This is a genomic window from Pseudomonas sp., from assembly GCF_035512415.1.
Classification (GTDB): Bacteria; Pseudomonadota; Gammaproteobacteria; order Pseudomonadales; family Pseudomonadaceae; genus Aquipseudomonas.
In genome coordinates this window covers 236,675-249,839 of record NZ_DATKDZ010000013.1, presented here as the reverse complement: position 1 = coordinate 249,839, position 13,165 = coordinate 236,675, and the positions used below count along the sequence as shown (strand labels likewise).

The 13,165-nt window shown below is 63.1% G+C and carries 10 protein-coding genes and 1 pseudogene; 3 read left to right on the top strand and 8 right to left on the bottom strand.

Going from position 1 to position 13,165, the window contains the following annotated elements:
- Positions 1-67 precede the first annotated feature (67 nt).
- Positions 68-217, bottom strand: a pseudogene (locus VMP31_RS06740) (chromate transporter); the annotation flags it as partial.
- Positions 218-465: 248 nt separating this feature from the next.
- Between VMP31_RS06740 and pbpG the strand changes: the two are divergent.
- Entirely contained in the window at positions 466-1,365 is a 900-nt protein-coding gene (gene pbpG, locus VMP31_RS06735; protein WP_325505354.1) for a D-alanyl-D-alanine endopeptidase, read from the top strand.
- A 10-nt stretch (positions 1,366-1,375) separates the two neighbouring features.
- On the opposite strand, the gene VMP31_RS06730 is transcribed toward pbpG, so the two are convergent.
- On the bottom strand, positions 1,376-3,046 hold the full coding sequence (locus VMP31_RS06730; protein WP_325505352.1) for a bifunctional diguanylate cyclase/phosphodiesterase: 1,671 nt from the start codon (positions 3,044-3,046) through the stop codon (positions 1,376-1,378).
- Positions 3,047-3,377: 331 nt separating this feature from the next.
- The gene (locus VMP31_RS06725; RefSeq protein ID WP_325505350.1) at positions 3,378-5,039 is read right to left on the bottom strand and encodes a bifunctional diguanylate cyclase/phosphodiesterase; all 1,662 of its coding nucleotides are present in this window, start codon (positions 5,037-5,039) and stop codon (positions 3,378-3,380) included.
- A gap of 174 nt (positions 5,040-5,213) precedes the next feature.
- On the opposite strand from VMP31_RS06725, the gene rep reads away from it, so the two are divergent.
- Positions 5,214-7,223 (top strand): DNA helicase Rep, encoded by a 2,010-nt coding sequence (rep, locus tag VMP31_RS06720; RefSeq protein ID WP_325505348.1) that lies wholly within the window; start codon positions 5,214-5,216, stop codon positions 7,221-7,223.
- A gap of 147 nt (positions 7,224-7,370) precedes the next feature.
- The gene (locus tag VMP31_RS06715) at positions 7,371-7,943 is read left to right on the top strand and encodes a xanthine phosphoribosyltransferase (protein ID WP_325505346.1); all 573 of its coding nucleotides are present in this window, start codon (positions 7,371-7,373) and stop codon (positions 7,941-7,943) included.
- Here the strand turns inward: VMP31_RS06715 and VMP31_RS06710 are convergent.
- From VMP31_RS06710 to VMP31_RS06690, 5 genes are all read right to left on the bottom strand, one after another.
- Positions 7,927-10,074 carry an acetyl-CoA hydrolase/transferase C-terminal domain-containing protein gene (locus VMP31_RS06710; protein WP_325505344.1) on the bottom strand — a complete coding sequence of 716 codons (2,148 nt, stop codon included), beginning with the start codon at positions 10,072-10,074 and terminating at the stop codon, positions 7,927-7,929. The genes VMP31_RS06715 and VMP31_RS06710 overlap by 17 nt on opposite strands.
- 164 nt (positions 10,075-10,238) lie before the next feature.
- Positions 10,239-10,661 carry a c-type cytochrome gene (locus VMP31_RS06705; protein ID WP_325505342.1) on the bottom strand — a complete coding sequence of 141 codons (423 nt, stop codon included), beginning with the start codon at positions 10,659-10,661 and terminating at the stop codon, positions 10,239-10,241.
- A 110-nt stretch (positions 10,662-10,771) separates the two neighbouring features.
- Complete coding sequence (locus VMP31_RS06700; RefSeq protein ID WP_325505340.1) at positions 10,772-11,320, bottom strand: cupin domain-containing protein; 549 nt, start codon at positions 11,318-11,320, stop codon at positions 10,772-10,774.
- Positions 11,321-11,563: 243 nt separating this feature from the next.
- Positions 11,564-12,637, bottom strand: a complete 1,074-nt coding sequence (gene alr / locus VMP31_RS06695; protein WP_325505338.1) for an alanine racemase — start codon at positions 12,635-12,637, stop codon at positions 11,564-11,566.
- Between the two features lie 147 nt (positions 12,638-12,784).
- Positions 12,785-13,135 carry a RidA family protein gene (locus VMP31_RS06690; RefSeq protein WP_325505336.1) on the bottom strand — a complete coding sequence of 117 codons (351 nt, stop codon included), beginning with the start codon at positions 13,133-13,135 and terminating at the stop codon, positions 12,785-12,787.
- Positions 13,136-13,165: the final 30 nt, after the last annotated feature.

The window sequence follows — 13,165 nt, the reverse complement described above, 5'->3', positions numbered from 1 at the left end:
TCACTTGACCTTAGGTGAACGCCATTTCGACGAGCCCCCTCTACTGCAGCAACCGCAGCGCCAGCACAGCATAGGCCCCGCCGAAGGTCAGCAACGCCGCGCCGAGCACGATCAGCGGGAACGGCAGATTGAGGGCGAAAATGGCGACAAAGGACGCCCCGGCAATGCCCCACAGCCAGTTGTTCTTCAGGGCTCGCAAGCCGATGCGTCGGGCCGCCGATGCTGATCAGGCCGAGTTTCAGCCAGAAGCAGAAGGCCTCGAACAGGCTGACCACTGGCGGGATTTTATCGGCGGATTACGGGTCGGACATAAGGTACGGGCTCATCCAGATGGAAACGGCGGCATCACTATAGCGCCGTGCGCATGACACTCACCCCTGCGACGCTGCAGCCGGCGTGCCAAATTGCGTATATCCTTGCTCCAGAGCCCGCCTCTACTCCCTCAACCTGTCCGTGAAGCCTTCCGTGAATATCCGTCACTCGTTAGCAAACCTGCTGCTGATCTGCAGCTGCGTTGTAGTTGCATCGAACAGCCTTGCCGCCAACAAACCCCAGGAACTCGCCGCCGGCAGCGCCCTGGTAGTCGACCTGCAAACCAATCAAGTGCTCTATGAGCGCAATGCCGATGTGGTGGTACCCATCGCCTCGGTCACCAAGCTGATGACCGCCATGGTCACCCTGGATGCCAAGCTGCCGCTGGATCAGCAGCTGCCTATCATCATTCGCGACAACCCGGACATGCGCGGGGTGTTCTCCCGGGTACGGGTGGGCAGCGAACTGAGCCGCCGCGACATGCTGCTGCTGGCCCTGATGGCCTCGGAAAACCGCGCCGCGGCAAGCCTGGCGCACCACTATCCGGGCGGCCACGCGGCCTTTGTCGCGGCCATGAACGCCAAGGCCCGCGCTCTGGGCATGAAGAACTCGCGCTTTGCCGAACCGACCGGGCTGTCGGAACACAACGTCTCCAGCGCCCGCGACCTGGTGTTGCTGCTCAAGGCCGCCCGCCAGTACCCGCTGATCAGCCAGTTCAGCACCACCTCGGAAAAGACCCAGGCATTCCGCAAGCCCAACTACACCCTGGGTTTTCGCAACACCAACAACCTGGTGCGCAAGCCCGGCTGGAGCGTGCAGCTGAGCAAGACCGGCTACACCGGTGAAGCCGGCCGCTGCCTGGTGATGAATACCGTAATGAACCAGCGCTCGGTGGCGTTCGTGGTGCTCGATGCCTTTGGCAAGTACACCCATATGGCCGATGCCAGCCGTATCAAGCGCTGGCTGGAAACCGGCAAGGTTACCGCCGTACCGCCCGCCGCCATCAGCTACCGCGAGCAGAAACTGGCGCAACGCCGGCAGGCCGCGCAATAACCACCGGGTCTCAGAGCTTGAAGCCCAGCAACGGCTGGCGCAGACCAATTACCAGGAAGCGCGCCAGCTCGTTAAGCGGCAGGGCTTTGCTGATCAGGTAGCCCTGCACCTGATCGCAGCCGAACTGGCGCAACAGCGCCAGCTGCTCGGTGTTTTCCACGCCCTCGCCGACCACCTGCAGATTGAGGTTGTGCGCCAGGTTGATCATCGCCCGCACCAGCTGGCGATTTTCCGCGCGCTCACCCATACCGCCGACAAAGCTCTTGTCGATCTTCAGCAGGGTGATGGGCAGGTTGTTCAGGTGCACGAACGACGAGAAACCGGTGCCGAAGTCGTCCAGGGAAAAACGTACGCCCAGCCGCGCAAGGGCCAGCATGGTCTGCTGCACCTGGTCGCTACGGCGCATCACCGCGGTCTCGGTCAACTCGAACTCCAGCCACTGCGCATCGACCCCGCGCTCGTCGATCAGGCGGCGCAGGGTCGGCAACAACTGGCTGTCCTGAAACTGGCGGAACGACAGGTTGATCGCCATATGCAGCGCCGGCATGCCGAGCCCGCGCAGCCACTGCATATCGCGCAGGGCGCGGGAAATCACCCAGTAGCCGAGCGGTACGATCAGCCCACTTTCCTCGGCCAGGGGCACGAATTCGTTGGGATAGAGCAGGCCGTGCTCGCTGTGCTGCCAGCGCACCAGCGCCTCCAGGCCCACAATCCGCCCGCTCTCCAGGCACAGCCGCGGCTGGTAGTGCAGCTCCAGCTCGTCGCGGCGCAGGGCGCGGCGCAGCTCGCCTTCCTGGTCGGCCCGATTGCGCGCACTGCGGTTGACCCGCTCGTCATAGATATGAAAGGTGCAGCCCTGCTGGCTCTTGGCCTGTTGCATGGCGATATGCGCATGCCACATCAGCGGGTCGGCGGTACTGCCCACCCGAGCATGAGCCAGGCCCAGGCTGCAACCGACCAGCAGGCTCTCGCCCTCCACCCAGTAAGGCTCGGCCAGGGCCGCGGTGAGCCGAGTGGCCAGGCGCTCGGCGCGCTGCGGATCACGCCGGGTGTCCAGCAGCAGAGCGAACTCGTCGCTGCCCAGGCGCGCCAGCTGGTCGCCGTTCTGCAGCTCGGCCTTGATCCGCGCCACCACCTGCAGAATCAGGCTGTCGCCGCCCTGGTAACCGAGGGCGTCGTTGGCATGGCGGAAGTTGTCCAAGTCCAGGTGACCGAGGGTCACCCCGCGCCCCTCGCTCTCGGCCAGGCGCGCCGCCAGCAGGGTTTGAAAGCCCTGGCGGTTGGCAATCCCGGTCAGGGCATCCTGCTCGGCCAGCAGTTGCAGGGCATCCTGCATCTGCTGGCGCTCGCGGGCATAGCGCAGGCAACGGCGCAGCGCATCAGGGGTAAGGTTGCCTCGCACCAGCCAGTCGCAGACGCCTGGCGGGGCTTCGTCCGGCTCGCTCTCGAGCAGCAGGATCAGCGGCAATTGGCTGTCGTCCGCCGCTGGCAGACAAGCGGGTGTGCTCAGCAGAAGGGCCTGGCGCGGGTTTTCGAGCAGGCTGCTGGCCACCGCCCAGGAAGGCGCGCTGATCACCGATACGTTCTGCCCCAACTGCGCCAGGCAGGCGTCCAACTGCGCGGTCCAGCTGGCGTCATCGGCCAGCAACAGCAAGCGCAACGGTTCTGACGGTGCGGACAAACAACCTCCCCGGGATCAAATGGTAAATGCCAAGCTCCAAGGACCGCTGCGGGCGGCCTGCGCCCCTATCTGGGGTACGGCCGACGCGAACCACTGCGGCGCGGTGCAATTGACGGCGCAAGCCTAGGGGCTGTTGCCGGTTCGACGCAAGCCGCATGGCCGCGCAGGAACAGACAGGGCACGGCCGTGCGGGCAGCGCAACAACCCTCGCACAGCGCTCAAATTAACCAGGAGCCCAGCCGCCGGCCAGCACCTTCGGCGCGTCCTGTGAGCGGCATCATAAGTAGGGCGAGATATCGACCGAAGTCGTGGGGAAAACCGGCGGCAATCGCTAATGCAATGCCGCCATGCGCGCCGGTGCCTGAGTCTGGCGCTGGGCAAGAAAGCTCTCTAGCTCGCGCAATGGCAGCGCCTTGCTGATCAGATAGCCTTGCGCCTGGTCGCAGCCAAACTGCTGCAGCAGTTCAAAGTCCTCTGCGCTCTCCACCCCCTCGGCCACCACTTCCAGACCCAGGTTGCGCGCCAGGTTGATCATGGCGTTGACCAGCCGGCACTGCTCGGGGCGCAGGTGCATGCCGCTGACGAAACTCTTGTCCAGCTTGAGCAGGGCAATCGGCAGGCTGGCCAGGTGCACAAAGGAAGAAAAACCGGTGCCGAAGTCATCGAGGGAGAAGCGCACGCCCAGTTCGCCCAGGGTCTGCATGGTATTGAGCACATAGTCGCTGCGCTGCATCACCGCGGTTTCCGTCAGTTCGAACTCCAGCCAGCGGGCATCCACCCCGGAGCCGGCAATCAGGCGCTGCACGGTGGGCAGCAACTGGCTGTCCTGAAACTGGCTGAACGACAGATTGATCGCCATATGCAGGCTCTGGCCACGCTCACTCAGCCAGCGCGCATCATGCAGGGCACGAGCGATCACCCAGTAGCCAAGCGGCACGATCAGGCCGCTCTGCTCGGCCAGGGGAATAAAGTCCTGGGGGTAGAGCAGCCCCCGCTGCGGATGCCGCCAACGCACCAGCCCCTCGAGCCCGACCACCTCGCCACTGACCAGGTCCAGACGCGGCTGGTAGAACAGCTCGAGTTCGTCGCGGCGCAGGGCGCGGCGCAGCTCGGCCTCGATGTCGGCCAGGCTGCGGATATCGCTGGACATGCGCTCGTCGTAAAGATGATGGGTACAGCCCTGGCGGCTCTTGGCCTGCTGCATGGCCATATGGGCATGCCACAACAGCGGATCGGCATCCTCGCCGGCGCGGCCATAGGCCAGGCCCAGGCTGCAGCCCAGCGACAGGCTCTCGCCCTGCAGCCAGTAGGGCTCGCCCAGGGACTCCAGCAGCGCCTGCACCAACGCATCGACCCGGGTCGGTGCCTCGCTGATATCCAGCAGCAGGGCGAACTCGTCGCCACCGATACGGCCCAGCACATCGCGTGGCCCGAGCACCTGCTGCAGGCGCTGCACCACCTGCTGGATCAGCTCGTCGCCGGCCTGATGGCCGAGGCTGTCGTTGGCATGGTTGAAGTTGTCCAGATCCAGATAACCGAGCAGCAGGCCGCGGCCACGGTTGGCCTGCAGACGTTTGTGCAACAGCGCCTGGAAGCCCTGACGATTGGGGATACCGGTCAGCGGGTCCTGCTTGGCCAACCGCTGCAAGGCCAGCAATTGCTGGCTGTAATGCAGACAGCGGCGCAAGACCTCGCCATTCAGGCTGTCGCGCGCCAGCCAGTCGCAGATATCGGCGGGCAGCTGGCTCGGCGCACTGTCGAGCAGCAGGATAGGCGGCAGCGGGCACTGGCTGGCGGTGGGCAGGCATTCCGGGGTGGCGAACACCAGATCGGGCAAGCGGCCCTGATACAGGCTCTGCGCATCACTCCAACTGCAGGCGGCAAATAGCCAGACAGGTTCGTCCTGTTCGGCTAGCAGCTTGTCCAGCAACGCCACCCAATGGGGTTCGGTGGACAGGACCAACAGTTGCGAGAAATCGGTTGGGCAGGACACACGGCCTCCAGCGCTCGCTATTTAACAAATCACTTTAAGTTATAGACGCACCTACCTAATACCTTGCAATAATTTTTTTGTACAGCCTGTTTTATCGAGCACTCGTCGGTGACCGCTCAGCGGTTCTGCGCAACCCTGATAGAATCGCCAACCTTTTCTCCAGTTCATTTCGCCATGTCCCGACTCAACCCCCGGCAACAAGAAGCCGTGAACTACGTCGGCGGCCCTCTTCTGGTGCTCGCCGGCGCAGGCTCCGGCAAGACCAGCGTGATCACCCGCAAGATCGCCCACCTGGTGCAGAACTGCGGTATCCAGGCCCGCCATATCGTCGCCATGACCTTTACCAACAAGGCCGCGCGCGAGATGAAGGAGCGCGTCGGCACCCTGCTCAAGGGCCCCGACGCCCGCGGCCTGACGGTGTCGACCTTCCACAACCTGGGGATGAACATCATCCGCAAGGAATACGCCGCGCTGGGCTACAAGCCGGGCTTCTCGATTTTCGACGAAGGCGATATCAAGGCGCTGCTCAGCGACATCATGCAGAAGGAATATTCCGGCGATGATGGCGCGGACGAGATCAAGAACTACATCGGCAGCTGGAAGAACGACCTGATCCTGCCCGAACAGGCTCTAGCCGAGTCGCGCAACCCCAAGGAGCAGACCGCCGCCATCGTCTACCTGCACTACCAGCGCACGCTCAAGGCGTACAACGCGGTGGACTTCGACGACCTGATCCTGATGCCGGTCAAGCTGTTCCAGGATAATCCGGCCATTCTGGAAAAATGGCAGAACCGCATCCGCTACCTGCTGGTGGACGAATACCAGGACACCAACGCCAGCCAGTACCTGCTGGTAAAGCTGCTGGTGGGCATGCGCAACCAGTTCACCGTGGTCGGCGACGATGACCAGTCGATCTACGCCTGGCGCGGCGCGCGCCCGGAAAACCTGATGCTGCTGAAAGAGGATTACCCCTCGCTGAAGGTGGTGATGCTGGAGCAGAACTACCGCTCCACCAGCCGCATCCTCAAGTGCGCCAACATCCTCATCGCCAACAACCCGCATGCGTTCGAGAAACAGCTGTGGAGCGAGATGGGCATGGGCGACGAGATCCGCGTGATCCGCTGCAAGAACGAAGACGCCGAATGCGAACGGGTGGCCCTTGAAATTCTTACCGAACACCTGCGCACCCAGCGCCCCTACAGCGATTACGCCATCCTCTATCGCGGCAACTACCAGGCCAAGCTGATGGAGCTGAAATTGCAGCACCATCAGATCCCCTATCGTCTCTCGGGCGGCACCAGCTTCTTCGCCCGCCAGGAGGTGAAGGACCTGATGAGCTACTTCCGTCTGCTGGTCAACCCGGATGACGACAACGCCTTTCTGCGCGTAATCAACGTGCCGCGTCGCGAAATCGGCTCGACCACCCTGGAAAAACTCGGCAACTACGCCACCAGCCGCAAGATCAGCATGTACGCCGCCGCTGGCGAAATCGGCCTGGGCGAGCAGCTGGACGCCCGCTATACCGAACGCCTGGCGCGCTTTACCAAGTGGATGGACCGGGTGCGCCAGGAATGCGCGCAGAACGATCCGATTGCGGCGATCCGCAGCATGGTCATGGATATCGACTACGAGAACTGGCTGCGGCAGAACGCCTCCAACGACAAGGTCGCCGATGCGCGCATGGGCAACGTCTGGTTCCTCGTCGAAGCGCTGAAGAACACCCTGGAGCGCGACGAAGACGGCGAGATGACCATCGAGGACGCCATCGGCAAACTGGTGCTGCGTGACATGCTCGAACGCCAGCAGGAGGAAGAAGACGGTGCCGAAGGCGTGCAGATGATGACCCTGCACGCCTCCAAGGGCCTGGAATATCCGTCGGTGTATATCCTCGGGGTGGAGGAGGAAATCCTCCCGCACCGCTCCAGCATCGAGGCCGATACCGTTGAAGAAGAACGCCGCCTGGCCTACGTCGGCATCACCCGCGCCAAGCGCAACCTGACCATGACCTTCGCCGCCAAACGCAAGCAGTACGGCGAGATCATCGACTGCTCACCGAGCCGTTTTCTCGATGAACTGCCGCCCGAGGATCTAGTCTGGGAAGGCCAGGACGATGCACCCGTGGAGGTCAAGGCGGCCCGTGGTAACGACGCCCTGGCCAATATGCGCGCCATGCTTAAGAAATAACGGCTTATCGTCGGGTGGCGCTGAGCGCAGCGAAGCCAAAAGGACAGACCGTAGGATGGGTGATAACCCATCAACCGCAGCGATGGGTTATCACCGAGGCGGCCCCACCCATCCTACGCAAACCACTAGAACAACGAGGGTAATCGCGTGGAAGCGCTAAAACAGAAGATTCGCGATGAAGGCACTGTGCTCTCGGAGCAGGTGCTCAAGGTCGATGCCTTTCTCAATCACCAGATCGACCCCAAGCTGATGCAGCAGATTGGCCATGAGTTCGCCCGGCGCTTCGCCGACCAGGGCATCACCAAGATCGTCACCATCGAAGCTTCGGGCATTGCCCCGGCGGTGATGGCCGGGCTGGAGCTGGGCGTGCCGGTGATCTTCGCGCGCAAATACCAGTCGCTGACGCTCAAAGACGACCTGTATATCTCCACGGTGTTTTCCTTCACCAAGCAGACCGAAAGCACCCTGGCCATCTCGACCAAGCACCTGAGCGCCAATGATCATGTGCTGCTGATCGACGACTTTCTCGCCAACGGCCACGCGGCCCGCGCCCTGATCGACCTGATCGGCCAGGCCGGCGCGAGCATCGCCGGGATTGGCGTGGTGATCGAGAAATCCTTCCAGCGCGGTCGCGCCGAGTTGGATGCGCAAGGCTACCGGGTCGAGTCGCTGGCGCGCATCAGTTCCCTGAGCAATGGCCAGGTCAGCTTTCTCGATTAGCCTCTGCAGTGGCCCCCAGCGCCGCCAACAGCAGACGCCGGTAGAGCTTCTCGGCCATGCCCTGCGGCTGCGCCAGGGCCATGCGCTGAAGATGCTCGGGATAGGCCGCCGGCGCGGGGGCGCGCAACAGCGCTGCGGCCAGGTCCAGGACATGGGCGAATTTCACCCGGCTCTTCAGCCAACTCAGCGCGGGCAATAGCTCGCGCTCGACCCGGGTGAAATCGCTGCCCAGGGGAAAGCTCGCGAACTGTGCCGGATGCCGCACCTGCACAGCCTGCAAACGCTCGGGGCGGTTGTCGGCAAAGCGCGCATCGAGACGAAAATTCTTGGGCAGTTTGCCGGCCCGCTGGGCCTGGGCGATCAACCCAGGCTGGAAACGCGAGTCGCTGATATTAAGCAGCGCCTCGATCACCTCGGCATCGGTCTTGCCACGCAGGTCGGCGATACCGTACTCGGTCACCACCATATCGCGCAGATGCCGCGGAATGGTTACATGGCCGTAATCCCAGACCAGGTTCGAGCAGGCCTTACCGCCCGCCTCGCGCCAACTGCGCAGCAGCAGAATCGAGCGCGCCCCGGGTAACGCATGGCCCTGAACAACAAAGTTGTATTGCCCGCCGACGCCGCTGAGCACCCGGCCGTCTTCCAGCTGATCGGCGACCCCGGCCCCCATCAGGGTCATGGTGAAGGCCGTGTTGACAAAGCGCGCATCGCGGCGCTGCAGGCGCTTGAGCGTGGCGTCGCCGTGCAGTTCGTTGATAAAGCCGATGCCGGTCATGGCGAAGCGGGCCAAGTGCTCCGCGCTCAGCTCGCGCAGACGCTGGTAGAAGGCTTGCGGGCCGAGAAAGAAACCACCATGCACCACCACGCCACCGCGCGCCGGGCCTAGATAAGGCTGCAAGCCGGCCTGGCTGTGCGGGTCACGCAGATCGGCTGAAAGCGCCTCGCCTTCAGGCAACAACAAGCGCCCCTGATCCCAGCCGATTGACTCGGCCAGCACGCCGCAGCCCTGCAACCAGTGCAGTGTTGCGGGGTCGAGCTCTGGGGCCAAGCCGGCATCGAGCAGGGCCTGGACGCTGCGCGGTCTGCCCTGCTGATCCAGCGCGCCACCATTGGCCAACTGCTGCAGACGCAACTCGGGGTATACCGGGCGGCGCACGATGCCCGCATCGGCCAAGGCCAGCAGGCCGTTGACGAACATCTCGCTGCAGCCATACAGGCCCTCGGCAAAGGGCTGCAGACCGCCATCCTTGTCGATTTCAGCGGCCCAATGGCGAGTGCAGCGCAGCTCATCCAATGCAGCCCGGTAGGCCGGGTTATCCGCCTGGCGGGCGAGCAAGGCGGCGGTCAGCGCGTCACCCATGGAGCCAATGCCGATCTGCAGGGTGCCGCCATCACGGACCAGGGCGCTGGCCTGCAGACCGATGCAATGGTCCTGCAGCGTGACCGGCATATTCGGCGTGGAAAACAGCGTGCTGCGGTCTTCTTCGAGCAAGTGCAGGTCGAACGTGGCGCGCGGCACCTCGGCGGTACCGGCCATATAGGGCAGTGCACTGTGCACCTGGGCCAGGCACAGAATGGTTTCGCCGGCGGCGCGGCGGCGCTCCAGTAGCGGCAGCAGATCCAGGGTGATATCCGGGTTGCAGCTGAGGCTGAAATGCTCCGGGCGCTGCGGGTCCTGGGCGACCAGCTGGGCGATCAGGTTCAGGCCCTTGTCATTCAGGTCGCGGGCGACATGGCTGTAATTGCTGCTGATGTAATTCTGCTGCGTGGTGGTGCTGTCGAGCAGGCTGCCCGGCTGCAGGAAGAACTGCTCGATGCGCACATTGGCCGGTAAGCAGTCGCGGCGCAGATCGGCAAGAAAATCCAGCTCCGGGTAGTCGCCATACAGGCGCTCGACGAAGGGCTCGAGAAAGCGCTGCGACAACCCCGAACCGGCCGGCGGCCGGCCCAGACACAGCGCGGTGTAGATCACCAATTGGCGCTCGGGCAACTGCTTGAACCGCGCATACAGCGCGTTCACCCACTGGTTGGGTTTGCCCAGGCCCAGAGGCAGGCCGAGCCGGACGGGGCCGTCGAGTTCGGCGAGTACGTGGTCAACCGCTTGCTCGATGGAACAACGCTTGTGCATCCAATTCCCTGTGGGGTGAGTGGCTGGCTCGGAACCGGCAGCACGCAATGCCGCGGTGCCATTTTGCATAGCAGTGTGGACCCACGACAGCGAATGGAAGTGCCCACGCCCCACGGAAAAACAAAAAAACCGCCCGAGGGCGGTTTTTTAGGTGCCGATATCGCTTACAGGCCGGACATCTTCTGGATTGCACCACGCAGCTCGTCATCCGAGCAGTCGGCGCAGGTGCCTTTCGGCGGCATGGCGTTGATGCCCGCGATAGCCGTCTTGAGGATGCCGTCGAGACCACCTTCCTTGTCAGCGCGGGCTTTCCAGGCAGCGGTATCGCCGATCATTGGCGCGCCGAGGATACCCGGGGTATGGCAGGCACCACAGTGCTTGGCCACGATGTCATCGGCAGTACGTGCGGCACCGCCAGCGGCAACCGCCACAGCACCGACGCCCTTGCATTCTTCGCCCATCACGCAGACTTCACCGACCGGCTTGAGGCGCTCGGCAATGGCTTCGTCGGTCGTGGCCTGAGCAGTCACTGCCCACAGGGCCAATACGGTAGCAGGCGCTACCAGGATCTTTTTAATCAGGTTCACGGTACACCCTCATCGTGGCTAGTCACGCCCGCGGCCACGGTTTCGCGAGCGGGCGTCAGTATAGCGGCAAGCGCAGCAGGCCGAAACAACCCAGATTGTCGCAGGGTTATTTAGAAATTGGCCGGTGTAGTCGCGCTAATAAGTCGCGCCGGCTGTTCATAAGGGTTGCGGAAACGATGCGGTTTGCTGCTCTCGAAGTAGTAGCTGTCGCCCGGTTCGAGGATAAATACCTCGTCGCCGACGGTCAGCTCCAGCTTGCCGGAAACCAGCATGCCGGCCTCTTCGCCCTCGTGGGCATACATCTCGTCGCCGGTATCGGAACCCACGGGGTAGGTTTCATCGAGGAAGGCGATGGCCCGACTCGGATGCGCCTTGCCCACCAGCTTCATGGTGATGGCACCACTGCAGATATCGGTGAGTTCGGCGGCGCGATAGACCACCTGGGCCTGGTTGTCCGGCTCCACATCCAGGGAGAAGAACTCCACCAGCGACATGGGAATACCCGCCAACACCTTTTTCAACGAACTGATCGAGGGGCTTACGCTGTTCTTCTCGATCATCGAAATGGTGCTGTTGGTCACGCCTGCCCGCTTGGCGAGTTCACGCTGGGATAGGCCTTTGAGTTTGCGAATGGATTGCAGTCGTACACCGACGTCCAATGCTGGAGTCCCCCTTGGGATAGATACAGAAAAGTCGCCGTATCATGGCATAGCGTTCAGAATTTACAACACTCGCATTCAAACTCGCCTACAGCGTGCGTTTTAGAGCCTATTCAAAGGCTCGCGAGCTAGAGTCATGCAAGGCAAAAACAGGCGAGGACGCGGAGTTTACGGGTTGTAAATGAGCAGTCCGAGCCTGTTTTTAACGCAGCAGGGCCGACGCGCAGCAGCCTTTGAACAGGCTCAACCCCCGAGGTAGAGCAGCGGAGCCCTTCGCAGGTTGCAAAACAGCTGATAGGGAATCGTGCCGGCCTGGGTGGCGACATCGCTGGCCAGCACCTGTTTGCCCCAGAGTTCGACCCGACTGCCCAGCCCTGCGTGCGGCAAATCGGTCAGGTCGATGGTGAGCATGTCCATCGACACCCGGCCGATCAGGCGAGTCAGTTGGCCATCCACCGCCACGGGGGTACCGGTGGGGGCATGGCGTGGATAACCATCGGCATAACCCATGGCGACTACGCCGACCCGGGTCGGCCGCTCGCTGACAAAGCGTGCACCATAACCAACAGGCTCGCCGGCCGGCAGTTCACGCACGCTGATGACTTTCGATTCCAGGGTCATCACCGGCTGCAGACGCGCCGCCACGGCCTGGGCCTGCTCGAACGGGGTTGCGCCGTAGAGCATGATGCCGGGGCGCACCCAGTCGCTTGGCACGCTTGGCCAACCGAGTACGGCCGGCGAGTTGCGCAGGCTGACCTCGGCGACGATGCCCTGACGCGCCTGCTGGAACACTGCCAATTGCTCATCGCTGCGCGGACAGTCCAGCTCGTCGGCGCGGGCAAAGTGGCTCATCAGCACCACCTTGCCGACCTTGCCACTGGCCAGCAGGCGCTGATAAGCCGCCTGGTAGTCGGCCGGATGCAGGCCGACCCGGTGCATGCCGCTGTCCATCTTCAGCCAGACCGTCAACGGCTTGCTCAGCGCGCTACGCTCGATGGCTTCCAGCTGCCACAACGAATGCACCACGCACCACAACTCATGCTGCTCGATCAGCGCCAGTTCGTCGGCTTCGAAAAAGCCTTCCAGCAACAGGATCGGCCCGCGAATACCGGCCTCGCGCAGTTGCAGGGCTTCCTCGATACAGGCCACAGCAAACCCATCGGCCTGCTCCTGCAGGGCCTGGGCACAGCGCACCGCGCCATGGCCGTAGGCGTCCGCCTTGATCACCGCCAGGGCGCGCGTGCCGGTCACTTCGCGGGCCAGCTGGTAGTTGTGACGCAAGGCTTGCAGATCGATCAGGGCACGGGCAGGACGCATGGTGTTCTCGACTATCAGCAGTTTTCAGAATTAAAAAATGGCCAGGCGCAGCCATGGCCCGACGGCTGGCCGCCAGGGATGGCAGGCCATAAAAAAGCCCGGTGTGATAGCCGGGCAAACACTTATCGCAATCGGGGCGGTAGCGACTTATATAGCCGCTACCACCATCATCTCTACCAGCACCTCGGGCTTGTACATCTTCGCCTCGACACAGGCGCGGGCGGCGGCAGCACCCTCGGCGACCCAGGCGTCGTACTCGGCATTAAGACCGTCGTAGTGAGCATCCATATCCTTGAGGTAGATGGTCACCGAGAGGATCTTGCTCTTGTCGCTGCCGGCCTCAGCCAGCATGCGGTCGATATTGGCCAGGGTCTCGCGGGTCTGCTGGCGGATATCGCCGCTGTAGTCGTCGGCCAGTTGGCCGGCGAGGTAGACGGTGCCGTTGTGGATCACCACTTCGCTGTAGCGTTTTTCCACATGCAGGCGCTGGATGGACATGGTTCGAATCTCCTGAAGAACGGGGCGCGC

Bases quoted from the DNA above. Each gene is read 5' to 3' on its own strand.
- rep (WP_325505348.1), top strand. From the start codon at position 5,214: ATGTCCCGACTCAACCCCCGGCAACAAGAAGCCGTGAACTACGTCGGC.
- VMP31_RS06710 (WP_325505344.1), bottom strand. From the start codon at position 10,074: ATGCACAAGCGTTGTTCCATCGAGCAAGCGGTTGACCACGTACTCGCC.
- alr (WP_325505338.1), bottom strand. From the start codon at position 12,637: ATGCGTCCTGCCCGTGCCCTGATCGATCTGCAAGCCTTGCGTCACAAC.
- VMP31_RS06690 (WP_325505336.1), bottom strand. From the start codon at position 13,135: ATGTCCATCCAGCGCCTGCATGTGGAAAAACGCTACAGCGAAGTGGTG.